19 protein-coding genes and 2 pseudogenes are annotated in these 24,715 nt (G+C 49.0%); 20 read left to right on the forward strand and 1 reads right to left on the reverse strand.

What is annotated here, in order from left to right; genetic code table 11:
• The 19 genes and pseudogenes from QVO97_RS07515 to QVO97_RS07605 form a co-directional block, all read left to right on the forward strand.
• A pseudogene (locus QVO97_RS07515) lies at window positions 1-87 on the forward strand (Holliday junction resolvase RuvX); the annotation flags it as partial.
• Between the two features lie 56 nt (window positions 88-143).
• Window positions 144-461: a DUF1292 domain-containing protein gene (locus QVO97_RS07520; protein WP_022359732.1), complete on the forward strand. Its 318-nt coding sequence runs from the start codon at window positions 144-146 to the stop codon at window positions 459-461.
• A 34-nt stretch (window positions 462-495) separates the two neighbouring features.
• Window positions 496-2,163 carry a ribonuclease J gene (locus QVO97_RS07525; protein WP_022359733.1) on the forward strand — a complete coding sequence of 556 codons (1,668 nt, stop codon included), beginning with the start codon at window positions 496-498 and terminating at the stop codon, window positions 2,161-2,163.
• Between the two features lie 30 nt (window positions 2,164-2,193).
• The gene (locus QVO97_RS07530; protein WP_022359734.1) at window positions 2,194-2,607 is read left to right on the forward strand and encodes a hypothetical protein; all 414 of its coding nucleotides are present in this window, start codon (window positions 2,194-2,196) and stop codon (window positions 2,605-2,607) included.
• Complete coding sequence (locus QVO97_RS07535) at window positions 2,594-3,235, forward strand: O-methyltransferase (RefSeq protein WP_022359735.1); 642 nt, start codon at window positions 2,594-2,596, stop codon at window positions 3,233-3,235. The genes QVO97_RS07530 and QVO97_RS07535 overlap by 14 nt, the downstream gene beginning before the upstream one ends.
• 14 nt (window positions 3,236-3,249) lie before the next feature.
• Window positions 3,250-4,488 carry a peptidase U32 family protein gene (locus QVO97_RS07540; protein WP_022359736.1) on the forward strand — a complete coding sequence of 413 codons (1,239 nt, stop codon included), beginning with the start codon at window positions 3,250-3,252 and terminating at the stop codon, window positions 4,486-4,488.
• Between the two features lie 34 nt (window positions 4,489-4,522).
• Window positions 4,523-5,335 (forward strand): YdcF family protein, encoded by an 813-nt coding sequence (locus tag QVO97_RS07545; RefSeq protein ID WP_022359737.1) that lies wholly within the window; start codon window positions 4,523-4,525, stop codon window positions 5,333-5,335.
• 111 nt (window positions 5,336-5,446) lie between these two features.
• Window positions 5,447-8,365, forward strand: coding sequence for an insulinase family protein (locus tag QVO97_RS07550; protein WP_022359738.1), 2,919 nt, complete (start codon window positions 5,447-5,449; stop codon window positions 8,363-8,365).
• 26 nt (window positions 8,366-8,391) lie between these two features.
• A complete protein-coding gene (gene era / locus QVO97_RS07555) occupies window positions 8,392-9,309 on the forward strand; it encodes a GTPase Era (protein ID WP_022359739.1) in 918 nt (305 codons plus the stop codon).
• Window positions 9,310-9,329: 20 nt separating this feature from the next.
• Window positions 9,330-9,977: a DNA repair protein RecO gene (gene recO, locus QVO97_RS07560; protein WP_022359740.1), complete on the forward strand. Its 648-nt coding sequence runs from the start codon at window positions 9,330-9,332 to the stop codon at window positions 9,975-9,977.
• A 30-nt stretch (window positions 9,978-10,007) separates the two neighbouring features.
• The gene (locus QVO97_RS07565; protein WP_022359741.1) at window positions 10,008-11,033 is read left to right on the forward strand and encodes an acyltransferase family protein; all 1,026 of its coding nucleotides are present in this window, start codon (window positions 10,008-10,010) and stop codon (window positions 11,031-11,033) included.
• Window positions 11,034-11,188: 155 nt separating this feature from the next.
• Window positions 11,189-11,848, forward strand: a complete 660-nt coding sequence (locus tag QVO97_RS07570) for a hypothetical protein (protein ID WP_022359742.1) — start codon at window positions 11,189-11,191, stop codon at window positions 11,846-11,848.
• 95 nt (window positions 11,849-11,943) lie between these two features.
• A complete protein-coding gene (locus tag QVO97_RS07575) occupies window positions 11,944-13,332 on the forward strand; it encodes a glycine--tRNA ligase (protein ID WP_022359743.1) in 1,389 nt (462 codons plus the stop codon).
• Window positions 13,333-13,666: 334 nt separating this feature from the next.
• Window positions 13,667-16,300 carry a pyruvate, phosphate dikinase gene (gene ppdK, locus QVO97_RS07580; RefSeq protein WP_022359744.1) on the forward strand — a complete coding sequence of 878 codons (2,634 nt, stop codon included), beginning with the start codon at window positions 13,667-13,669 and terminating at the stop codon, window positions 16,298-16,300.
• A gap of 362 nt (window positions 16,301-16,662) precedes the next feature.
• The gene (locus tag QVO97_RS07585) at window positions 16,663-17,478 is read left to right on the forward strand and encodes a substrate-binding periplasmic protein (protein WP_022359745.1); all 816 of its coding nucleotides are present in this window, start codon (window positions 16,663-16,665) and stop codon (window positions 17,476-17,478) included.
• Window positions 17,468-19,633: an ATP-binding protein gene (locus QVO97_RS07590; RefSeq protein WP_022359746.1), complete on the forward strand. Its 2,166-nt coding sequence runs from the start codon at window positions 17,468-17,470 to the stop codon at window positions 19,631-19,633. Before QVO97_RS07585 ends, QVO97_RS07590 begins: the two co-directional genes overlap by 11 nt.
• Window positions 19,634-19,684: 51 nt before the next feature.
• Window positions 19,685-20,032 (forward strand): annotated as a pseudogene (locus tag QVO97_RS07595) (PleD family two-component system response regulator).
• Between the two features lie 91 nt (window positions 20,033-20,123).
• A complete protein-coding gene (locus QVO97_RS07600) occupies window positions 20,124-20,948 on the forward strand; it encodes a Cof-type HAD-IIB family hydrolase (protein WP_022359747.1) in 825 nt (274 codons plus the stop codon).
• A 168-nt stretch (window positions 20,949-21,116) separates the two neighbouring features.
• Window positions 21,117-21,431, forward strand: a complete 315-nt coding sequence (locus QVO97_RS07605) for a YerC/YecD family TrpR-related protein (protein WP_022359748.1) — start codon at window positions 21,117-21,119, stop codon at window positions 21,429-21,431.
• Window positions 21,432-21,711: 280 nt separating this feature from the next.
• On the opposite strand, the gene QVO97_RS07610 is transcribed toward QVO97_RS07605, so the two are convergent.
• On the reverse strand, window positions 21,712-22,326 hold the full coding sequence (locus QVO97_RS07610) for a DUF1836 domain-containing protein (RefSeq protein ID WP_022359749.1): 615 nt from the start codon (window positions 22,324-22,326) through the stop codon (window positions 21,712-21,714).
• Window positions 22,327-22,571: 245 nt separating this feature from the next.
• Between QVO97_RS07610 and QVO97_RS07615 the strand changes: the two genes are divergently transcribed.
• On the forward strand, window positions 22,572-24,715 hold a 2,144-nt coding region (locus QVO97_RS07615), incomplete at its 3' end, for an ATP-dependent helicase (RefSeq protein ID WP_288189328.1).

Genomic DNA, 24,715 nt, shown 5'->3' on the forward strand with positions numbered 1-24,715 from the left:
CGGAAGAGCGTGATTGATAAGATTGCGGCAGTATTGATTTTGCAGGGATATTTGGATTTACAGGCACAAGGAAAAGCGGAAGAATAAATTATCAGTGATAAAAATCAATGATTGAAAATAAAGAATAGAAGGAGAATCATAGAATGGGAAACCTGGATTCAATGTTAGATGAACTGAATAATATGGAAAACAGCATCACGCTGAGGGATGAGAACGGCGAGGAAGTGAAGCTGTATGTCCTGGAAGAGACAANNNTGGAAGAGACAAAGTTAAATGGCGAGTCCTATCTGCTGGCAAGTGATACGAAGGACGGCGATGGAGAGTGCTATTTGTTGAGAGATACATCAAAGCCGGAGGATGCAGAAGCAGCTTACGAATTTGTGGACGATGACGGAGAACTGGAGTATATGTCCAAGGTGTTTGCGGAGCTGATGAGCGATCTGGGCGTTGATATCGAATAAAAATCTAAAAATCAAATTTTTGGAGGTGCATTGATTGAAAAAGGAAACAAATCATAATAAGGTAAAGATCATACCGCTCGGTGGTCTGGAACAGATCGGTATGAATATGACTGCCTTCGAATATGAAGACAGCATTATTGTAGTAGACTGCGGTATGGCATTCCCGAGTGACGATATGCTGGGAATCGATCTGGTTATCCCGGATGTATCCTATTTAAAGAACAACATTGACAAAGTCAAGGGCTTTGTGATCACGCACGGACATGAGGACCATATCGGCGCGCTGCCGTATGTACTCCGCGATGTTCCGGCACCGGTATACGGCACCAAACTGACGATCGGACTGATTGAGAATAAATTAAAAGAGCATAATATGATGAAGACCGTCCGCCGCAAGGTCGTAAAGCACGGACAGTCCATCAATCTCGGATGTTTTCGGATTGAGTTTATCAAGACGAACCACAGTATCGCAGATGCATCGGCGCTTGCGATCTTCTCCCCGGCTGGTATTATCGTCCACACCGGCGACTTCAAGATCGATTACACACCGGTATTCGGTGAACCGGCGGATCTGCAGCGTTTTGCCGAGCTTGGAAAGAAAGGCGTGCTGGCGCTGATGTGCGACAGTACCAACGCGATCCGTCCGGGATTTACGATGTCGGAGCGCACCGTCGGCAAGACCTTTGATTCGATTTTTGCAGAGCACAAGAACAACCGGATCATCGTTGCGACGTTTGCTTCCAACGTAGACCGTGTCCAGCAGATCATCAATACGGCATACCACTATGGACGTAAGGTAGTGGTCGAGGGCCGAAGCATGGTCAATGTCATCGGCACGGCGAGCGAACTTGGATACATTAATATTCCGGAAAATACACTGATCGACATTGAACATCTGAAAAATTATAAGAAAGAGGATACCGTCCTTATCACGACCGGCAGCCAGGGCGAGTCTCTGGCGGCACTGTCCCGTATGGCGGCAGACCTGCACAAGAAGGTTTCGATCATGCCGGGCGACGTGGTTATTTTAAGTTCCACCCCGATTCCGGGCAATGAGAAAGCCGTTGCAAGAGTTATCAACGAGCTGTCGATGAAGGGCGCAGAGGTTATCAACCAGGATACCCACGTATCCGGACATGCCTGCCAGGAGGAGATCAAGCTGATGTACTCCTTAGTTCGTCCGAAATTCTCGATTCCGGTACACGGTGAGTACCGCCACCTGATGGCGCAGCGCAACCTGGCAATTTCAATGGGCATTCCGAAGGAAAATGTCATCCTGATGCGCTCAGGTGATGTGATCGAGATCGGGGACGAGGGCTACCGTGTTGCCGACCATGTACAGGCGGGCGGCATCCTGGTCGATGGCCTGGGCATCGGTGATGTCGGAAATATCGTTCTGCGCGACCGCCAGAACCTGGCACAGAACGGTATCATTATTGTGGTACTGACGTTGGAGAAATACAGCAACCAGCTCTTAGCCGGACCGGATATCGTGTCCCGAGGTTTCGTCTATGTGCGTGAGTCCGAGGATCTGATGGAAGAGGCACAGAGAATCGTGGATGAAGCCGTACAAGGCTGTCTTGAGAAGCACGTGAGCGACTGGGGCAAGATCAAGAACATTATCCGCGACAGCCTGAGTGATTTCCTATGGAAGAAGATGAAGAGAAATCCGATGATTCTTCCGATCATCATGGAAGTGTAGAAGACTGCAAAAGCAGCACGGAGGTGGTATATGAGCCGGACATCTGGAGAACCCCATATCGCAGTATCGATTCTGGACAGTGTGTTCCGGATCGTCTTTCTGGTACTGACACTGTTTCTGCTCTATGAGGGCGCAACGAAGGGCTACTGGCTGGGGCATGAGATATTTAACCCGACCGCAGTTGAGGCAGAGCCGGGAAGAATGAGAACGGTTACCATCGAGGAAAGCGAAAGCACCTCCGAGGCAGGCGAAGCGCTGGAACGCGTCGGTTTGATTCAAAGCCACGTGGTCTTTGTGCTGCAGGCAAAGATTTATGAATACAAGATATATCCGGGAACCTATCAGTTCAGCACCGCCCAGACTTCTCTGGAGATGCTGAAGGAGATGGATGAGGCGGCAGCTTCTGCCGCCAGCCCGGAGGAGGATAAAAGTGATAGTAAATGACAGAATTACCGCCTATATCCAGTCGTTGGACGCGGGCAACGGACCGCTGCTCGACTCGATAGAGGAAGAAGCGCTGGCTGACTGCGTGCCGATCATCCGCAGGGAGACCTCCGCATTTCTGAAAACACTGATTGCTCTCAAGCGCCCGCAGTCGATTCTGGAGGTAGGAACGGCTGTGGGCTATTCGGCTTTACTGATGAGCCGTGTGATGCCGGAAAACTGCCGGATCACGACGATTGAGAAGTACGAAAAAAGAATACCGATTGCCAAGCGCAATTTTGAAAGGGCAGGAAAAGAGCCGTGCATTACTTTACTGGAAGGCGATGCGGAAGAGATACTGGGGACGCTTTCCGGCCCTTATGATTTTATATTTATGGATGCGGCTAAGGGGCAGTATATGCACTGGCTGCCTCAGATTTTGCGTCTGCTGCCGTCCGGCGGCGTTCTTCTGTCGGACAATGTCTTACAGGACGGCGATATCGTGGAATCCCGCTATGCGGTCGAGCGCCGCAACCGGACGATCCACACGCGGATGCGCGATTATTTATATGAACTGACACACATGAAAGAATTTGAGACGTCTGTCATTCCGATCGGGGATGGCGTGGCGTTAAGTGTAAAGCGATAAAAGAAAGGAAAAACATGAGAAAACTGGAACTTTTAATCCCGGCGGGCAGCCTGGACGTCCTCAAGACGGCGGTCCTTTACGGAGCCGATGCGGTCTATTTGGGCGGCGAGGCGTTTGGTCTGCGGGCAAAGGCGAAGAATTTTACGAACGAAGAGATCAAAGAGGGCATTGCGTTCGCCCATGAGCGCGGTGTCAAAGTATATATTACAGCAAATATTTTTGCACATAATGATGATTTAGCCGGTGTGGAAGAATATTTCACAGAACTGAAAGAAATCAAGCCGGATGCGCTGATTATTTCCGATCCGGGTGTCTTTGAGATTGCCAGACGCATTCTCCCGGAGATGGAGATCCATATCAGCACACAGGCAAATAATACAAACTACGGGACGTTCCTTTTCTGGTATAAACAGGGCGCGAAGCGCGTGGTAACGGCGCGGGAGCTGTCCTTGAAGGAGATTCGCGAGATCCGCGAACATATTCCGGAGGATATGGAGATCGAGAGCTTCATCCACGGGGCGATGTGCATTTCCTATTCAGGACGATGTCTTCTCAGCAATTTCCTGACGGGGCGCGACGCGAACCAGGGCGCCTGTACTCATCCGTGCCGCTGGAAATATGCGGTGGCGGAGGAGACAAGACCGGGCGAGTGGATGCCGGTCTATGAAAATGAGCGCGGCAGCTATATTTTCAACTCCCGCGACCTGTGCATGATTGAGCACATTCCGGAGATGGTCGAAGCAGGAATCGACAGCTTCAAGATCGAGGGACGCATGAAGACAGCACTCTATGTGGCAACCGTGGCGAGAACCTACCGAATCGCAATCGACGATTATCTGGAAAGCCCGGAAAAATACCAGTCCAAGATGGAGTGGTATAAGAGTGAGATCCGCAAATGTACCCACCGGGAATACATCACTGGATTTTATTTCCATAAACCGGGTACCGAGTCGCAGGTATACGGAAGCAATACTTATGTAAAACCGTACACCTATCTGGGAACGGTCGGCGCTGTACGCGGGGATGGCCTGGTTCATCTGGAGCAGAAGAATAAATTCAGCGTGGGAGAGACGATCGAGATCATGAAGCCGGACGGACGTAACCTGCGTGTGGAAGTGAAAGGCATCTTTACCGAGGATGGAACCGCGCAGGAGAGCGCACCGCACCCGAAGCAGCAGCTCTGGGTAGACTTAGGCGGTATGGCGGAGCCGCAGGATATCCTGCGGCGTGAGGACGAGGCGCTGGATTTGTAAAGGTGCGGCTGGATGGACATCAGGAGGATGACAGATGGTTTGGTTTTTAGGAGGAACGGCGGTCCTGTGCCTGTTATATTATATCATAATTGTTATTTATTCAGGTGTTTCGACTTCGTTTGCCTTGATCTGGCCCTGCTTGGCGATCTTTTTGGGACTTCTGGCGGCTGGATGGTGGTTTGGCAGCCAGCATGAGGGCAGAATCCCCGTGTGGATCGGCGTTTCCGTCGGGACAGTATGTGCGGCGGGACTTCTGATTCTGGTGATCACGGAGGTTTTGATCGGCTGGAGCGCCATTACGGCGACGGGACAGCCGGCGGATTATGTGATCGTGCTGGGAGCGCGTGTGCGCGGCGCCAAGATCAGCAATTCCCTAAAGCAGCGTCTGGATCGGGCGATCGAGTATTCGGAGGAATATCCGAACACGGTTCTGGTGCTTTCCGGCGGAAAAGGTCCGGGCGAGGAGATCAGCGAGGCGCGGGCGATGTACGAATATTTACAGTACAACGGGATTCCGGAGGATAAGCTGCTGATTGAAGACCAGTCCTCCGACACGGTGCAGAACATCGAGTTCAGCCGGACGGTGATCGACCGGCAGGAATACAACAAGGCGCAGGCGGCGCGGGCACACCTGATGGAGTTTTACCGTGAGCGCCCGGACGGCGATACCATCCGGATCGGGATTCTGACAAGCAATTACCATGTGTTCCGGGCGGAGGCGATCGCGCGCAGACAGGAGATCGAGCCGGTCGGCGTGGCAGCTGCGTGCGACCCGGTGCTGGCGGTGCACCTGTGGCTGCGGGAGGCATTTGCCGTACTAAAAGACAAATTTATGGGAAGACTGTAAAAAAGAAAAAAAGGTGCGATTCAACGTTACTGGTCACGTATGCGTGAACAGTAACGATTCAACAGATGTCTGTATGCGCTGTGGAATCGTTTCAGAGAAAGGAAAGGCAGCATGACAGTAAAAGATTTGAAGAGCTATCAGATCGTGAATGAAAAACACGTAAAAGAGCTGAATTCCGAGGGAATTCTTCTGGAACATAAGAAGACGGGAGCGAGAGTGTTCCTGCTCTCGAATGACGATGAGAACAAGGTATTCTGTATCGGATTCCGTACCCCGCCATCTGACAGCACGGGTGTGCCTCATATCATGGAGCACAGCGTTTTGTGCGGTTCGGCGAAATTTCCAGTCAAGGATCCGTTTGTAGAGCTGGTGAAGGGCTCCTTAAATACCTTCTTAAACGCGATGACCTACCCGGATAAGACGGTATACCCGGTTGCAAGCTGCAACGACAAAGATTTCCAGAACCTGATGGACGTCTATATGGACGCGGTTCTGCATCCGAATATCTATAAAGAAGAGAAGATTTTCCGCCAGGAGGGCTGGCATTACGAGATGGAGTCGGTGGACAGCCCGATCACGGTAAACGGTGTCGTTTATAATGAGATGAAGGGTGCATTTTCCTCCCCGGAGGGCGTGCTTGACCGCTACACGCAGAACACGCTTTACCCGGATACCTGCTATACGCATGAGTCCGGCGGCGCCCCGGAGGTTATCCCGGAGCTGACCTATGAGAATTTCCTGAATTTCCACCGCAAATTCTACCATCCGTCCAACAGCTTTATCTATCTGTATGGAAATATGGATATGGCAGAGAAGCTGGACTGGCTGGATCGTGAGTATTTAAGCCACTATGACCGTCAGCCGGTGGATTCTGAAATTCACTACCAGAAGCCGTTTGACGCGCCGAAGGACCGTGAGATCTTCTATCCGATCACTGAGGATGAGCCGGAGGATCACGCAACCTACCTGTCGGTTAATACGGTGGTGGGCGACGATCTCGATCCGATTCTCTACATGGCATTTCAGATCCTGGAGTATGTGCTTTTGGATGCGCCGGGCGCCGTTTTAAAGAAAGAACTCATCAGCGCCGGGATTGGCCAGGATATCCTGGGAAGCTATGAAAATGGTATTTTACAGCCATATTTTTCTGTCATTGCGAAAAATGCGGATGGCAGCCAGAAAGAGGCATTTTTAAAGACTGTCAAGGAAACGCTTAAGAAGCTGGCAGATGATGGCATCAACCAGAAGAGCCTGCTGGCGGGCATCAACTACTATGAATTCCGCAGCCGCGAGGCAGATTTCGGCAACGCGCCGAAAGGATTGATGTACGGCTTGCAGTGCTTAGATAGCTGGCTGTACGGCGGCGATCCGCTGATGCACCTGGAATATGAGGAGACATTTGCATTCCTAAAAAAAGCAGCAAAGGAAGGATATTTTGAAGAACTGATCCGCAAATATCTCTTAGATAACCCGTTTGAGGCGGTGATCACGGTCAGCCCGAAGCGGGGACTGACGGCGATCGAGGATGAGAAGCTGCGTGAAAAGCTGGAAGCATATAAGAAGAGCCTGGGCGCGGAGGAGATTCAGGCGATCGTGGATGGCACGAAAGAGCTGAAAGAGTATCAGGACACCCCGTCCCCGAAGGAAGATTTAGAGAAGATTCCGCTGTTGAAACGCTCAGATATCCGCAAAGAGGCGGAGAAATTTATCCTGACCGAGCGCGAGATTGGCGGAACCAAGGTGCTGGCACATGAGCTCTTTACCTCAGGCATCGGTTATCTGCGCGTGATGTTCCGTACCGACCGTGTACCATCCAGGGATCTGCCGTATGTGGGACTTTTGAAAGCAGTGCTTGGATTTGTCGATACGACGAAACACACATACAGCGATTTGTCGGATGAGATCAACTTAAATACCGGCGGTATCACGCTCAGCGTCAGCTCCTATGCGGACAGCCGGAAACAGGGCGCGTTTACCGGTATTTTTACCGCGAGTGCCCGGGTTCTGTGCGAGAAACTGGACTTCGGATTTTCAGCGATCGCGGAGATTCTGCTTGATTCAATCCTTGATGATGAGAAACGTCTCGGCGAGATTGTGGCGGAGACGAAATCGAAGAGCCAGATGCGTTTAAATCAGGCGGCACATTCAGCGGCAGTGATGAGAGCCAGCTCCTATTTTTCAGCAGAATCGGCATTTGACGACTGCACGGGCGGAATCGGTTTCTACCAGTTCCTTGAAGAGACGGCAAAGCACTTTGAGGAGAAAAAGGGCGAGGTGATCGCGAAGTTAAAGGAGACGGCGGCACGCCTGTTTACGAAAGAAAATATGCTGATAAGCTACACGGCAGCAGCCGACGATCAGGCAGGGCTTGAAGCAGCGCTTCCGCTTTTAAAAGAACGTCTTCCACAGGGCGACGGAACCGTTTATCCGTTTGAGTGGAAAAAAGAGAACTTAAACGAGGGCTTCATGACCTCCTCCCAGGTCAATTATCTGGCGCGCTGCGGCAATTTCGTGGAGAAAGGGCTGGCATACAAGGGCACGCTGCGGACGCTGAAAGTCATTCTCGGATATGATTATCTGTGGATCAATGTCCGTGTCAAGGGCGGCGCTTACGGCGTCATGAATGGAGCCGGACGGTTTGGCGACAGCTATTTCGTTTCCTACCGCGATCCGAACCTGCGCGAGACGAATGAGGTTTACGAGGGCATCGTGCCGTATCTGGAGCAGTTTGAGGCAGACGAGCGTGATATGACGAAATTCGTGATTGGAACCATCAGCGACCTTGATGCGCCGCTTCTGCCGCCGTACAAAGGCATTCGCGCCGACGCGGCCTGGTTTACCGGCGTGACGGATGCGATGATCCAGAAAGAGAGAGACGAGATCCTGGCAGTTACCCCGGAGGATATCCGGGCGCTGGCGCCGATTATCAGGGCAGTGCTCAGTGAGCAGAGCATCTGTGCGATTGGAAATGCAGAAAAAGTCAAGGCAAATCAGGATCTGTTTAAGACGGTGAAGAATCTGTTTAACTAAATTAAATGCAAGTGAAAGGAAACAAGATGGCAAATACAGATACAAAAGAGTTTAAATCTGGCTTTGTGACCCTGATCGGGCGTCCGAATGTCGGCAAATCCACGCTGATGAACCACCTGATCGGACAGAAGATCGCGATCACATCTGAGAAGCCGCAGACGACCCGGAACCGTATCCAGACGGTTTACACAGACGAGCGCGGACAGATCATTTTTCTGGACACACCGGGTATCCACAAGGCGAAAAACAAGCTGGGCGAGTACATGGTCAATGTCGCAGAGAATACGTTAAAAGAGGTTGACGTGATTCTCTGGCTGGTAGAGCCGACCACCTTCATTGGGGCAGGCGAGCGTCACATTGCAGAGCAGCTTTCGAAGATCAAGACGCCGGTCATTCTGGTTATTAATAAAATTGATACGGTCAAATCGAAGGAAGAGATTCTGACTTTTATCGCGGCATATAAGGATATTTTGAATTTTGCGGAGATTATCCCGGTTTCGGCTCTCAAAGAGATGAATATTGAGGATGTCAAGAGCAGTATTTTTAAATATCTCCCGGCAGGTCCGCAGTTTTACGATGAGGATACCGTCACCGACCAGCCGATGCGCCAGATCGCAGCGGAGCTGATCCGCGAGAAAGCGCTTCGGATGCTGGACGACGAGATCCCGCACGGCATTGCAGTTGTCATCGACCAGATGAAAGAGCGCCCAAACGGCATCATTGACGTGGATGCAACGATCGTGTGCGAGCGCGATTCCCACAAGGGCATCATCATCGGAAAAGGCGGATCAATGTTAAAACGTATCGGAACCGCTGCCCGGATGGAAATTGAAAATCTGATGGACACGAAGGTCAACCTGAAACTCTGGGTTAAAGTGCGCCGGGAGTGGAGAGACAGCGATATGTATATGAAGAATTACGGATATAACCCGAAAGAAATTTAAGTGAGGGAAGGAAGGGCTGCATGCGAGATTTGATACAGACAACCGGAATGGTGCTTTATGCAGCCCCGGTCGGTGAATTTGATAAACGTCTGATTCTCCTGACGGGAGACCGCGGAAAAATCACGGCATTTGCCCGCGGGGCGAAGCGCACTGGAAGTTTGCTGCGTGCGGCAAGCCGGCCTTTCGCATTTGGAACCTTCACACTTTCTGAGACGCGGGATGCCTACAATCTCTATGGCGCGGAGATAGAAAACTATTTCGAAGGACTTGAACAGGACGTTGAGTGCGCCTGCTACGCCTCCTATTTTGCCGAATTCGCCGAATACTTCGGAAGAGAAGGTCTGGAGGCAAGAGAAATGCTGCGATTACTCTACCAGTCCTTCCGCGCCCTCCTAAAACCCGCACTCCCCAACAAACTTGTACAGCGTATCTTCGAGTTAAAAATCATGGTTATCAACGGCGAATACACCGAAGATCCACCCCTGCGCGCCGGAGACTCCGCACGCTACGCCTGGCAGTACGTCATTTACGCGCCGATCGAGAAGTTGTATACATTTCTTCTGAAAGAAGATGCATTTGCACAATTTGCGGCGAATGTGGAGCGGAATAAGAGGGCGTATGTAGATAAAAGTTTTCACTCATTGGAGATATTGCAGACGATTACATAACATACAACTATCCAGGGAGGAACCATTTATATGCCAGAACCCAAATTCCACCAGAAAATCGCCTGGTTCAATTTCATCTGCTGCCTCATGGTCATCTGGACGCATTCCGGCAACGCGGATCTGTTTTTCCCGGAACTGGGGCAGGACGCACCGTGGTGGCATTTCCAGTACCCGGTCATGCAGGAAATTCTGCGGGTGGACATCCCATGCTTTATCATGCTGTCTGCCTACCTGTTCTACCGGAACTTCACGATGAAGCGGCTGGGAGAAAAATTAAATAAACGTCTGCATTCGCTTCTGGTTCCGTACCTGCTCTGGAATACCATCTACTACGTGGCGTATGTGGCGGCGAGCCGGATTCCGGGACTGCAGACGATCGCCAACCGGACGGATCTGGTGATCACGACGTCCGGGGCATGGCAGGCGATCACCAAGTATACCTTCAATCCGGTGTTCTGGTTCATGTATCAGATCATTCTGCTGGTGCTGCTGGCACCGGTGCTGTATCTGTTTCTGAAAAATATCTGGACCGGCGCGGCATTTCTGCTGGTGCTGCTTGTGGCACTTTTCAAGGGGGTGGCGCTGCCGGAGCTGAATCTGGACGCCCTGATTTATTATTCCTTTGCCGCCTATGCGGCGCTGCACGGGAGAAAATGGGCGGAGGCGGTATGGTCGTGGAAGCGGGCGGCACTGGGGGTGTGCCTGCTGGCAGTGGGAATCGTGCTCAGCAGGAGCTATTATACCCACTATTTTGTGCCGGGAATCGTTCTCTACCAGCTTCTGGCAGTCATCGGTGTCTGGATGATGGTAAACGAGCGCTGGCTGGGAGAAGTCAGACCGTTTATGACCTGCACCTTTTTTATCTATGCGACGCACTTTGTGGTGGTCCGTTTCCTCAATAAGGCGGCGGCGCTGCTATTTCCGGGAAGCCAGCTGGTTTCGATGTTTATGTATGTGTGCATGCCGCTGCTTGCAGTGACACTCTGTTATCAGGCGGCGCGCGTGTTGCGGAGGTACCGTCCGGATATCTGGAAGACCCTGAATGGGGGACGCTGACAAAAAGCAGGATTTACGGTTGAAAGGCAGGTATCTCTGGAAACGGAAGTGCGAGTATGCGTTTTTTCAGGTCCAAGTCTTGAAAATACATAGAAAAGCAGGTATACTATAAAAACTTGGTTGTAGGAGCATTTTTGCGCTTGGGAGGAAGAGCAATGAAAAAAAGAGGATTTCTTCTGGCAGCGTGTACCGTGGGTGTGATGCTGTCCGGCTGTGGCTCACGGGAAACCGCCTTTTCCCCTTCGGAGAGCTGCGTATATGTGGCAAAAGACGGAGCGCTGTCGAGTGCTCTGGTGGAGCAGACCGGCGGTATTTCGGTCGATGAGAATGAATTAAAGCAGTATTTAGAGACGGCAGTGATTCATTTTAATGAAGAAAAAGGCGCCGGGGCGCTGGCACAGAACCAGAAAAATGCCGAGAGATTGCCGGCAGCATTGAAAAGTGTGAAGGCGGGAAAAGACACGGTGACTGCGATCTTTGATTATGCTTCCTTTGAAGATCTGAAAGCATTCGGAGAGACGAATGACAACGAGGACACCAGCAACTCCCTGACGGCGCTGGAGGCAAAGCCGCTTTCGGAGGCGATTGCCGATGGATGGTTTTCCGAGGGTGAGCTGGTAAAGGCAGATGGAAGCGAAGCCGGAACGGATACGGTTCAGAATGAAAAGAGCGGCATGGCAGTCCGGAGCGAGGGCGGTGCGACGCTGATGGTCGGCGGAAAAGTGCTTTACCGCAGTTCGAATACCGAGTTAAAAGACGATTCAACCGTCAGTCTGCCGGAAACAGACACGGCTTATGTGATTTTTAAAAGATAAAAAACAGAATGATTGTTAAATTCGTCCATCTGCCAGATATCGAAAGAAGAGGCGGGGACGGGTACAATGATAAATGAATCAGGAGGACAAGACAAATGGAAAAGACGATGGACAAAATCGTGGCGCTCGCAAAATCAAGAGGATTTGTATATCCGGGTTCTGAGATTTACGGCGGCCTTGCCAATACATGGGACTACGGCAATCTGGGCGTAGAACTGAAAAACAATGTAAAACGTGCATGGTGGCAGAAATTTATTCAGGAAAGCCCGTACAACGTAGGTGTAGACTGTGCGATTCTCATGAACTCCCAGACATGGGTGGCATCCGGACATCTGGGCGGCTTCTCTGACCCGCTGATGGACTGCAAGAGCTGTAAAGAGCGTTTCCGTGCAGATAAGCTCATCGAGGACTATATGGCAGAGCATGGCATCGAGATCGAGGGTTCCGTAGACGGCTGGTCCCAGGAGCAGATGAAACAGTACATTGATGACAATAACATCTGCTGTCCGAGCTGCGGCAAGCATGATTTCACCGACATTCGTCAATTTAACCTGATGTTCAAGACTTTCCAGGGAGTTACCGAGGATGCAAAAAACACCGTATATCTGCGTCCGGAGACTGCACAGGGTATCTTTGTAAACTTCAAGAACGTACAGAGAACCTCCCGCAAGAAGATCCCGTTTGGTATCGGTCAGATCGGTAAATCTTTCCGTAACGAGATCACACCGGGTAACTTTACTTTCCGTACCAGAGAGTTCGAGCAGATGGAGCTGGAGTTCTTCTGTGAGCCGGGAACCGACCTTGAGTGGTTTGCATACTGGAAACAGCACTGCATCGACTGGCTGCAGACACTTGGCATCAAGCCGGATGAGATGCGCGCGCGCGACCATTCTCCGGAAGAGCTGTGCTTCTACAGCAAGGCGACGACCGATCTGGAATTTCTGTTCCCGTTCGGATGGGGAGAGCTGTGGGGTATCGCAGACCGTACCGATTACGACCTGACCCAGCATCAGAATACCTCCGGACAGGATATGACCTACTTTGACGATGAGAAGAAGGAGAAATATATCCCGTATGTGATTGAGCCGTCCCTGGGTGCTGATCGTGTGACGCTGGCATTCCTGTGTGCAGCTTACGACGAGGAAGAGATCGGCGAGGGCGATGTGAGAACCGTTCTTCACTTCCATCCGGCGATTGCACCGGTTAAGATCGGTGTGCTTCCGCTGTCCAAGAAGCTCAACGAAGGTGCAGAGAAGATCTATGCAGAGCTTTCCAAGTACTACAACTGCGAGTTCGACGACAGAGGCAATATCGGTAAACGTTATCGTCGTCAGGATGAGATCGGTACTCCGTTCTGCATCACCTATGACTTCGAATCCGAGACCGATCAGGCTGTAACTGTACGTGACCGTGATACCATGGAGCAGGTACGTGTGCCGATCGCAGAGCTTAAGAACTACTTCGAGGATAAGTTCCGTTTCTAATCTTTAAATAAACAAAAAAGCAGAAACCATATTCCAGAAAACAGGAGATGGTTTCTGCTTTTTGTGTTAGAGAGGGCTTGTGACATTTTTGGCATTTTGCAAAGAACGAAATTTATTTTGGGGAAGATTAGGCACTGTTCTGGATAGTCATCTCATTTAATATTCGCGAAAATTACAAAAAAATATATATTGATCGAAAAAAAGTTGGAAAGAATTCAAAAAAACTCTTTACTAGACCGCAGTTTATGTTATAATATTCACGATGGCTTTTATCTTTCACATAAATACAAATATGTGAATGTAAAACATAAACGAGTATAGGAGGAAAATACTTATGGCAAAATGGGTTTATATGTTTAGCGAGGGCGACATGACCATGCGTAACCTGCTGGGAGGAAAGGGAGCGAACCTGGCGGAGATGACAAGCATCGGTCTGCCGGTTCCACAGGGATTTACAATCACAACTGAGGCTTGTACCCAGTATTACGAAGATGGTCGCAAGATTAACGACGAGATCATGGCACAGACCATGGAAGGCGTTAAGAAGATGGAAGAGCTCAATGGAAAGAAATTTGGCGATCTGAAGAACCCACTGTTAGTATCGGTTCGTTCCGGTGCGAGAGCATCCATGCCAGGTATGATGGATACTATCTTAAACCTTGGTTTAAATGACGAGGTAGTTGCAGCGATGATCGCAGGCAACCCGGACCCGAAATTTGAGCGATTTGTATATGACTCCTACAGACGTTTCATCCAGATGTTCTCGGATGTCGTTATGGAAGTTGGTAAGAAATACTTCGAGCAGCTCATCGACAAGATGAAAGAAGAGAAGGGTGTTCAGTACGATATCGAACTGACTGCTGCTGACTTAAAGACTCTGGCTGAGCAGTTCAAGGCTGAGTACAAAAAACAGTTAGGTGAGGACTTCCCGTCTGACCCGGTTGTTCAGTTAAAATTAGCAATCGAAGCTGTATTCCGTTCCTGGGACAACCCACGTGCGAACGTATACAGAAGAGATAATGATATTCCGTATTCCTGGGGTACTGCAGTAAACGTAATGCCGATGGTATTCGGTAACTTAAACGATGAGTCCGGTACAGGTGTTGCATTTACCCGTGACCCGGCAACCGGCGAGAAGAAGCTGATGGGCGAGTTCTTAAAGAACGCACAGGGCGAGGACGTAGTTGCTGGTGTTCGTACTCCGATGCCGATCGCTCAGATGGAGCAGGAGTTCCCGGAGGCATATGCAGATTTCATCAAGGTTTGCGATGTGCTTGAGAACCACTACCATGATATGCAGGATATGGAGTTTACTGTAGAGAACCGTAAACTTTATATGTTACAGTGCCGTAACGGTAAGAGAACTGCTCAGGCAGCTCTGCAGATCGCTTGCGACCTGGTAGATGAAGGCCATAAGACAGAGGAAGAAGCAGTCGCTATGATCGACCCGCGTAACCTCGATACACTGCTGCATCCGCAGTTTGACGCTGCTGCATTAAAGGCAGCTACTCCGCTTGGAAAAGGCTTAGGTGCTTCTCCGGGTGCTGCTTGCGGTAAAGTTGTATTCACTGCAGAAGATGCTGAGAAATGGGCTGAAAAGGGCGAGAAGGTTGTCTTAGTTCGTCTTGAGACCTCTCCGGAAGATATTACCGGTATGAAGGTTGCTCAGGGTATCTTAACCGTTCGTGGTGGTATGACCTCTCACGCAGCCGTAGTTGCCCGTGGTATGGGTACCTGCTGTGTATCCGGATGCGGCGACATCGCTATGGATGAAGAGAATAAGAAATTCACATTAGCTGGTAAAGAGTTCAATGAGGGAGACTTCATCTCCATTGATGGTACAACCGGTAATATTTACGAGGGCGAGATCAAGACCGTAGACGCTACCATCGCTGGTACATTCGGCCGTGTTATGGCATGGGCTGACAAGTTCAGAAGACTGAAAGTTCGTACCAACGCTGATACACCGGCAGATGCGAAGAAAGCTAGAGAGCTTGGCGCAGAAGGTATCGGTCTTTGCCGTACTGAGCATATGTTCTTCGAGGAAGACAGAATCGCTGCTTTCCGTGAGATGATCTGTGCTGACACTGTAGAAGAGAGAGAAGCAGCTCTGGATAAGATCCTTCCGTATCAGCAGGGCGACTTCGAAGGTCTGTTCGAGGCTCTGGAGGGCAACCCGGTTACGATCCGTTTCCTGGATCCGCCGCTGCATGAGTTTGTTCCGACTGAGGAAGATGACATCAAGAAACTGGCTGACGCTCAGGGCAAACCGGTTGAGACTATCAAGAACATCATCGCTTCCCTGCATGAGTTCAACCCGATGATGGGTCACCGTGGACTTCGTCTGGCAGTTACCTATCCGGAGATCGCAGTTATGCAGACCAAGGCAGTTATCCGTGCAGCTATCAACGTACAGAAAGCACACGCTGACTGGTCCGTAAAACCGGAGATCATGATTCCGCTCGCTTGCGATGCGAAAGAGTTAAAATATGTAAAAGATATCGTTGTGAAGACCGCTGACGAGGAGATCGCAGCAGCAGGCGTTGATCTGAAGTACGAAGTAGGTACCATGATCGAGATCCCGCGTGCAGCTCTGACCGCTGACGACATCGCAAAAGAGGCTGAATTCTTCTGCTTCGGTACAAACGACTTAACTCAGATGACCTACGGCTTCTCCCGTGATGATGCAGGCAAGTTCCTGAATGCTTACTATGACAAGAAGATCTTCGAGAGCGATCCATTTGCAAAACTGGATCAGACTGGCGTAGGTAAGCTCATGGAGATGGCGATCAAGTTAGGTAAAGCAGAGCGCCCGACCCTTCATGTAGGTATCTGCGGCGAGCACGGCGGCGACCCGTCTTCCGTAGAGTTCTGCCACAAGATTGGTCTTGACTATGTATCCTGCTCACCGTTCCGTGTGCCGATCGCTCGTCTGGCTGCTGCTCAGGCTGCAATCGCTGAGAAATAATTATTTAAGGGAAACCTTAAATAGAATAAATGGTTAGATAAGGACTCCCTTACGAAAGTAAGGGGGTTCTTTTGTATAAATAACCGGCGGCTGTTTATGAAAAAAACATAGATGATGGCAACTTTTTATGGACATGGTATATTTTGAATGCTATAATCGAAAGTGTAAGAATATAAGGTAAGAGTTAAATGGGTATTATGGATAGAGTTCCTGTGAGTTTTTTTACATGGAGCTTTTTTTTGATCATATAGGAAATTAAGTCTTATGTGCGGGGGGCACCGAAGCGCAGGCCACTGAATCGTAATAAATAGCCGGAAATCAGATGTGAAAAAATAGAAAAGAATAACAGGGATGGAAGGAAAATGAAAGGAAAAAGAGTGATCACAGGTATTCTGCTTGTTGGAATCTTAGCAGTCACCCTGGCAGGGTGCAAAAATACAGATGAGAATAAAAAAGAAACGGGAAAACCCGTCATCACACTCGGAAGCGACAACTATCCACCATACAATTATCTGAATGAAGATGGTGTGCCGACAGGAATCGATGTAGAACTGGCTACAGAAGCTTTCAGAAGAATGGGCTATCAGGTGAAGGTTGTCCAGATTAACTGGGAGAAGAAGAAAGAGCTGGTGGAGAGTGGAGAGATAGATTGCATCATGGGCTGTTTTTCCATGGAAGGGCGCCTGGATGATTACCGCTGGGCCGGACCGTACATAGCAAGCCGTCAGGTGGTTGCTGTAAATGAGAGCAGTGACATCTATAAACTGAGTGACCTGGAGGGAAAGAATCTGGCTGTCCAGTCCACAACCAAACCGGAAGGCATCTTTCTGAACCGGACGGATGAGAGAATCCCAAAACTGGGAAATCTGATCAGCCTGGGACACCGGGAACTGATCTATACATTTCTGGGGAAAGGATATGTAGATGCAGTTGCCGCACATGAGGAATCGATTGTCCAGTATATGAAGGATGATGGCATAAGCTTTCGTATCCTGGAAGAACCGCTGATGATCACCGGAATAGGGGTTGCTTTTGCAAAAGAGGATGAGCGGGGAATCTGTGAACAGATGGATCAGATTCTGGAGGAAATGCGTCAGGATGGCACATCCCTGAAAATCATTGAAAAATATCTGGATGATCCGGAGAAGTATCTGGAGGTGAATAATCTTGGATATTAAGGGAAGAACGAAGGGAAAACAGATTAAAATAATTGGTATTTTGCTTGGAATCTGTGTGGCTGTAGTCTCTCTGTTTTATTTCTTCCATACGGAAAAAGCGGAAGCAGAAGAAAGAATGGTAGAGATCGTAAACTATGTGAAAGTGCAGTGCTCCACCTACACCCATTATAATGAATCTTCGGAATCCAAAAGTCTCCTCCGTGCCATTGAAAGTGCCAGACAGATGAGTACCAATATTAACATGGAAACAGAAAGCGGCGGTCAGTTAAGCCGGGAGTTTCTGAAGGATAATCTGCAGACACTCTGGGTGAATGGTATCCTTGTACTGGACGCAGAGGGAAAGACGGTCTGTGAGTACAGCACGAACGAGTCTCTGACGGATGAGATTACGGCGTATCTGCAAAAAGACATCATCATGGATTTTGACGGATATGAAGAAAGAAGCTATTCGGAACGGTTGGCCAGGGAAGACGGGTCTCGGATCGACATTGCAGCCTGCGCCAGAAAAGATGCACCGGGTATTGTGGCAATTTACTATTACACATCTCCTGAATTTACCAGAAACTATACTTTGACGATACAGAGACTTTTAAATGGATATGGCGTCCAAAAAGATGGAACAATTATTGTTGCAGACGAGGGGGTCGTTGTTGCCAGTAACGATGAGAGCCTGCTGGGGCAGAATACGGCCGACAATGAGGTTGTTCAGGCAATGAAAAAGCACACAGACAGTCAGCATATTTTTCATTTAAAGAATGAAGGAACCGGGTGCTACGGAATCATGCTGAAGCAGCGGGATTATTATATTTATGCATATCTTGCGGATCGAGAAGTATTTCATAATCTTCTATTAAGTGTGATAAGTGTTATTTTTCTATATTTTCTGATATTTGGTATATTCTGGTTCTGTATCTCCAGAACCAATCTGGAATATGAGAAACAAGAACGGGAAAAGGATGAAAAATATAAAGCGGAACTTTTGATAGCTGCAAAAAAGGCGGAAGCCGCTAATCGGGCAAAAACAGAGTTTCTTCAGCGGATGAGCCATGATATCCGGACTCCGATTAATGGAATCTGCGGTTTGGTCAATATGGCAGATCATTGTGCAGATGATATGGAGAAACAGACAGAATACAGAACAAAGGTGAAAGAGGCATCCAATTTGTTGCTGGAACTGGTAAACGATGTCCTGGATATGAGTAAGCTGGAGTCGGGCGAAGTGATTTTGGAAGAAATTCCGTTTGATCTGAGTCGTATTTCCAGGGAAGTACTTGTTGTGATCGAGCAGATGGCGGCAGAACAGAATATCCGGATCGTGTGGGAGAAGAAAGAAATCACACATCGGAAGCTTATTGGAAGTCCAGGATATGTGAAACGTGTGATGATGAATATACTGTCGAATGCGGTGAAATATAACAGAAAAAACGGACATATCTATATTAGCTGCCGGGAGATTCCATCCGGACAGCCAGAGATGACGACAATAGAATTTGTCTGCCGGGATACAGGAATCGGAATGACAGATGAGTTTCAGAAACATATTTTTGAACCGTTTGCCCAGGAACATGCAGGAAGCCGTACAAAATTTGCCGGAACAGACCTGGGAATGCCGATTGCAAAGAAGTTGATTGAGACAATGGGTGGAACCATTACCTTTGAAAGTGAAAACGGTGCAGGGACTACCTTTGTGATCCGGATTCCATTTAAAATCGATCTAAATTCGGATAAACGGGAAGAAAAGAAAGATGTATCAGATGGAAAATCTATAAAGGGAATGCATATTCTTCTGGCAGAAGATAATGAGCTGAACATGGAAATTGCTGAATTTGTGCTTCAGAATGAAGGTGCTGTCGTGACTAAGGCATGGAATGGGCAGGAAGCCGTTGAACGATTCAAAAAAAGTGAACCCGGTGAATTTGATGCGATTCTTATGGATATCATGATGCCGGTTATGAATGGTTATGAAGCAGCAAAGACGATTCGTTCCATGGATAGAAAGGATGCTAAGGCGATACCGATCATTGCAATGACAGCAAATGCGTTCACAGAGGACAGAATAAGAGCAAAAGAAGCAGGAATGGATCAACATATTGCAAAACCGATTGATATAAAAACCATACTTGCTGTTTTTGACCAGGTGTTTAGAACTTCATAAAAACTGCATATATATAGAAAATTAAAATACGGATAAAAGAAAAAAATACTGATTGTAGATGACGCGGAATTTAACAGAGATAGGTTGAAAGAAATTCTGGGAGAAACATATGATTATCTGGAAGCAGAAAATGGAAGTCAGGTCACTCAGATGCTGGGAGAGAATGTTGGAATTGATCGGATGCTTTTAGACATCAATATGTCATAGATGAATGGCTCTGATGTTTTGAAATGGATGAACCAAAGTCAGTGTATTACGGAAACTCCTGTAATCATGATTTCTTCGGAAGAACCGGTTGATACGATGCGTAAAGCATATGACCTGGGAATCACGGATTATATCATCCGACCGTTTGATTCTGTGATTGTAAAGAAAAGAGTTCAGAATACCTTGCATTAAGTAATGTGGTATGTTGCTAATTGACAAATCCACCTTTTCCAAGTATCGTATATACGTGTAATAGTATGTATGATTTGAATGTGGAGTAAATATGACCGAAAAACATAGTTATGAGATTATCGTCCTGGATCTGGACGGAACCTTAACAAACAGAGATAAGGTGATTACGCCAAAGACGAAGCAGCGTCTGATGGAGCTTCAGGAGCGTGGAAAGAAGATTGTACTGGCGTCCGGGCGTCCGACGCCGGGGGTGCTGCCGCTTGCGAGAGAGCTGGAGCTGGCAAAATACGGCAGTTATATTCTGTCGTTTAATGGAGGCAGGATCACGAACTGCAAAACCGGCGAGATCATATTCAGCCGGTCCCTGCCGCAGGAGGCGAATCAGAAGATTATACGCCTGGCCGAGGAGGAACAGGTGGGGCTTTTGAGTTACGATGAGGCGGGGGCAAAGCTTCTGACGAACCAGAGTGACAGTCCCTATGCAAAGTTGGAAGCGCGGATCAACGGCATGGAGTTAGTACAGGTGGACGACATGGAAGCTGCGATCACGTATCCGGTACCGAAATACCTGATGATGGAGGATGGAGACTACCTGGCGATGGTCGAGCCGCGCGTCAAGGCGGCGATGGGGAAGAATTTCAGCGTTTACCGTTCGGAGCCGTTTTTCCTGGAGGTGCTTCCGAGGGGCATCGATAAAGCACAGTCGTTAGAGCGCCTTCTTTCTCACATCGGGCTTTCGCGTGATCAGATGATTGCCTGTGGGGACGGCTACAACGACCTCACGATGATTCAGTATGCCGGATTAGGCGTAGCGATGGAGAATGCGGTGCTTCCGGTGCGGAAAGCTGCAGACTTTATTACCTATTCCAACAACGACGACGGTGTGGCTCATGTGGTGGAGAAGTTTATGCTGTAGAAGATTTGACAGATTCGCATAAATGTATATTGCGTGAACAGATGAAAAATAAAATATTCATAAAAATAGGCAAGATACTAGACTTTAAAACTTTAATATGTTAATATAAGAAAAAAGGAAAAATGAATATATTTTCGGAGTACATATTAAAAAGGGGTGCCTTGCATTATGAATAAAAAACTGAAAACAGAAGCTGTGGATCATCTGTTCCAGGCGATTCTGACACTGAAAAATACCGACGAATGCTATAGCTTTTTCGAGGATGTATGCACAGTTAATGAACTTTTATCATTTTCCCAGAGATATGAAGTAGCGAAGATGCTGCGCGAGAAGAAGACATATCTGGAGATCGCGGACAAGACCGGCGCATCGACAGCGACGATCAGCCGTGTCAACCGTTCTTTAAATTACGGAAGCGACGGATATGATATGGTATTTGCGCGAGTGAAAGAGCAGGAAGAGGCGGAGAAAACGGAAGCGTAAGACGAAGTAGGAATATACGCACGATAGATAAAGCGCGTACTTTCATAGGTGTAGCAAACCAACCTGCCAAAGATGGACAAATTTGGCTTGGGGTGGAATTGTCCCAGGAGCTGGCAGCTGGTTGAATGAAAGATAAAAAGAAATGAAAGAAAAAAGACATTGAAAGAATTCCCACAAGGGGAAGTGATTCCAGTGTCTTTTTTATCGTGTATGGTGCAATGGGTTGAAATTTTTGTTGTTTAGCCTATTTTTGAGTGTGGCGGTACAGCGGAAGTGCTGCCTATTTCTTTTTCTTCGGATTCACCGGCGTCTCCTGCCGGAGCTGTTCCGCCAGGATTTCAATCATCTGTTTTTTCAGATAGACATCAAACGCCAGCTCACTGATAAAGGCGAACAGCTGTAAATACTCGCGGTCTTCACAGTCATAGTCCTTGAATGTCTGGCTGGCGGCGTCAAATTTTGCCATGACGTCTTCCTGCAAGCGCTTGCGCTGCCCTTTTTCCAGCGAAAAGATTTCGTTGTAAAGCTCTTCTAATTCCGGGCTGGAACCATGGGAAAAGTGGTGCTCGCTGATGGGCGAGAAGAGCTGTTCAATATCCCGAAAGGATATCACATTTTTAAAATAATAAATCAGAATCAGCATCAGCAGATGATTCTTGGAGTAGCGTTTTTTGACGGGCGGCGGCAGCAGGTTATTTTTGGCATAGTTATTGATCATAGTTTTGGTCAGGATCTTATCCTCGCCCAGCCATTTGGAAGTGTTCAGGTGGCTGTCCATGAAGGTCGTGACCTGATCCATATATAAATCAATACCGGGAATCTCCGACGGATGCACCCGGGTCAGACTATCAACATAAGCCAGCAGATCCTGCAGGCGTTCTTCGTTTGATTTCATGTATGTACCTCGCTGCGTTGAAATTCGAAAGCTGCGAAACAGGGAGGCAATTTTGGCGCTTCCGCTGTCATGAACTCTCTATGTGATATTATATAGTTTTGAAAACCAGATAGCAAGGAGAAATTTAAAATCAATGAAAATTCCGTGACATCCAAGAGAAAATAGATTATACTAGAGCGTATTCGAACATACTTTTTGTCATTAAAAATAGATTATATAAGAGGATAGAAGGGAACGAAACATATATGAGCAAATACGACACACTTAACCCGATGCAGCGGGAGGCGGTTTTTCACACGGAGGGACCACTCCTGGTTCTGGCAGGCGCCGGTTCAGGAAAGACGCGCGTCCTGACACACCGGATTGCGTATTTAATCGAGGAAAAACGGGTGGCACCGTGGAATATCATGGCGATCACATTTACCAATAAAGCGGCGGCGGAGATGCGCGAGCGTGTGGATAAGATTGTGGGGGAAGGCGCGGAGGCGATCTGGGTTAGCACGTTCCATTCGAGCTGCGTTCGGATTCTGCGCCGGTTTATCGACCGTCTGGGATATGACACGAATTTTACTATCTATGATGGCGACGACCAGAAAACGCTGATGAAGCAGGTGCTCAAGAAAATGCAGGCGGATCCGAAGCAGTTTAAGGAGCGGGCGGTGCTGTCACGGATTTCTGCGGCGAAAAATGACCGGATCACGGCGGATGAGTTTGAGCAGCAGGCGGGAGCGGACTTCCGGGAGAAAAAGATTGCTCAGATTTACCGGGAATACCAGAAAGAACTCAAGAAGAATAATGCCCTGGATTTCGACGATCTGCTGGTGAAAACGGTAGAGCTTTTCGAGGCAAACGCGGATGTGCTGGAATATTATCAGGACAAATTCCGGTATATCATGGTGGACGAGTACCAGGACACGAACCTTGTACAGTTTAAGCTGGTCGATCTGCTGGCAAAGAAGTACAGAAATATCTGTGTGGTCGGTGATGATGACCAGTCGATCTACAAATTCCGCGGGGCAAATATCGAAAATATTTTAAGTTTTGAGAAAGCATTTCCGGGCGCACGTGTTATCAAGCTGGAGCAGAACTACCGTTCCACCCAGAGCATCCTGAACGCGGCAAATGAGGTGATCCGCCACAACCGCGGCAGAAAGGACAAGACGCTGTGGACGGCGAATGACGAGGGACCGAAGGTGCGCTTCCGTCAGTATGACACGGCATACGAGGAGGCAGACGCCATTATCCGTGATATTGAGCGTGAGAAAGAAGAGAAAAATGCGGAATATTCGGATTTTGCCGTGCTGTACCGTACCAATGCACAGTCGCGTCTTCTGGAGGAAAAATGTATTTATTACAGCATTCCGTACCGGCTGGTCGGTGGCGTCAATTTCTATCAACGCAAGGAAATCAAGGATATTCTCTGCTATTTAAAGACGATTGCGAATGGGCGCGATGATCTGGCGGTTCAGCGTGTCATCAATGTGCCGAAGCGCGGCATCGGTGCGACCTCGATCGGAAAAGTGACGATCTATGCGTCTGCCAATGGCATGAGCTTTTATGATGCGCTGCTGCGCGTGCGCGGCGTGCCGACGATCGGCAAGGCGGCGGATAAGATCGAGAAGTTTACGGAGCAGATCGAAAACTTCCGGTCGCGGCTTTCGGCCCTTTCGATCCCGGAACTTATCGAGGCGATTCTGGAAGAGACGGGATATAAGAAGGATCTGGAGGCGGAAGGCGAGATCGAGGGAGAAACACGTCTGCAGAACGTGGAAGAGCTGGTTAATAAGGCGACCGGCTATATGAGCACGGCGGAGGAACCGACGCTGGACGGATTTTTGGAGGAGGTTGCGCTGGTAGCGGATGTAGATAGTCTGGACGAATCCGAAAACAGGATTGTCCTGATGACTTTGCACGGCGCAAAAGGTCTGGAATTTCCGTATGTCTATTTAAGCGGCATGGAGGACGGGCTGTTTCCGAGCAGCATGTCTATCTTTTCGGATGATAAGGACGCCATCGAAGAAGAACGGCGTCTCTGCTATGTCGGAATCACCCGTGCGGAGAAGGAACTGACGCTGACGGCGGCGAGACAGCGCATGGTCAATGGAGAAACGCGGTTTGCGAAGATCAGCCGCTTCATCGAGGAGATTCCGCCGCAGCTTCTGGACGAGGAAGAGCAGCCGACCGTCTTTGAACGGGCTGCTGGTATGAGCCGGGGCAGACACGGATTTGAAGATTCGGGGACTTCTGGTTGGACAACGGGCAGCTTTGGTGTATCTGGCGCGGGAGACGGCGATCGGGTGCGGATTGGCGGAATGTCTGGAAAACACCCTCTTTCAGAGAACGATGCCGCCTGGGAGCGCGGCGCAGCCCGGATGAGCGGCTGGGGCGG

The sequence above is a fragment of the Clostridium sp. CAG:43 genome, from assembly GCF_000434655.1.
In the GTDB taxonomy this organism is placed as follows: Bacteria; Bacillota; Clostridia; order Lachnospirales; family Lachnospiraceae; genus Otoolea; species Otoolea fessa.

Bases quoted from the DNA above. Each gene is read 5' to 3' on its own strand.
- QVO97_RS07530 (WP_022359734.1), top strand. From the start codon at position 2,194: ATGAGCCGGACATCTGGAGAACCCCATATCGCAGTATCGATTCTGGAC.
- QVO97_RS07540 (WP_022359736.1), top strand. From the start codon at position 3,250: ATGAGAAAACTGGAACTTTTAATCCCGGCGGGCAGCCTGGACGTCCTC.
- QVO97_RS07545 (WP_022359737.1), top strand. From the start codon at position 4,523: ATGGTTTGGTTTTTAGGAGGAACGGCGGTCCTGTGCCTGTTATATTAT.
- QVO97_RS07550 (WP_022359738.1), top strand. From the start codon at position 5,447: ATGACAGTAAAAGATTTGAAGAGCTATCAGATCGTGAATGAAAAACAC.
- era (WP_022359739.1), top strand. From the start codon at position 8,392: ATGGCAAATACAGATACAAAAGAGTTTAAATCTGGCTTTGTGACCCTG.
- recO (WP_022359740.1), top strand. From the start codon at position 9,330: ATGCGAGATTTGATACAGACAACCGGAATGGTGCTTTATGCAGCCCCG.
- QVO97_RS07565 (WP_022359741.1), top strand. From the start codon at position 10,008: ATGCCAGAACCCAAATTCCACCAGAAAATCGCCTGGTTCAATTTCATC.
- QVO97_RS07570 (WP_022359742.1), top strand. From the start codon at position 11,189: ATGAAAAAAAGAGGATTTCTTCTGGCAGCGTGTACCGTGGGTGTGATG.
- QVO97_RS07575 (WP_022359743.1), top strand. From the start codon at position 11,944: ATGGAAAAGACGATGGACAAAATCGTGGCGCTCGCAAAATCAAGAGGA.
- ppdK (WP_022359744.1), top strand. From the start codon at position 13,667: ATGGCAAAATGGGTTTATATGTTTAGCGAGGGCGACATGACCATGCGT.
- QVO97_RS07585 (WP_022359745.1), top strand. From the start codon at position 16,663: ATGAAAGGAAAAAGAGTGATCACAGGTATTCTGCTTGTTGGAATCTTA.
- QVO97_RS07600 (WP_022359747.1), top strand. From the start codon at position 20,124: ATGACCGAAAAACATAGTTATGAGATTATCGTCCTGGATCTGGACGGA.
- QVO97_RS07605 (WP_022359748.1), top strand. From the start codon at position 21,117: ATGAATAAAAAACTGAAAACAGAAGCTGTGGATCATCTGTTCCAGGCG.
- QVO97_RS07610 (WP_022359749.1), bottom strand. From the start codon at position 22,326: ATGAAATCAAACGAAGAACGCCTGCAGGATCTGCTGGCTTATGTTGAT.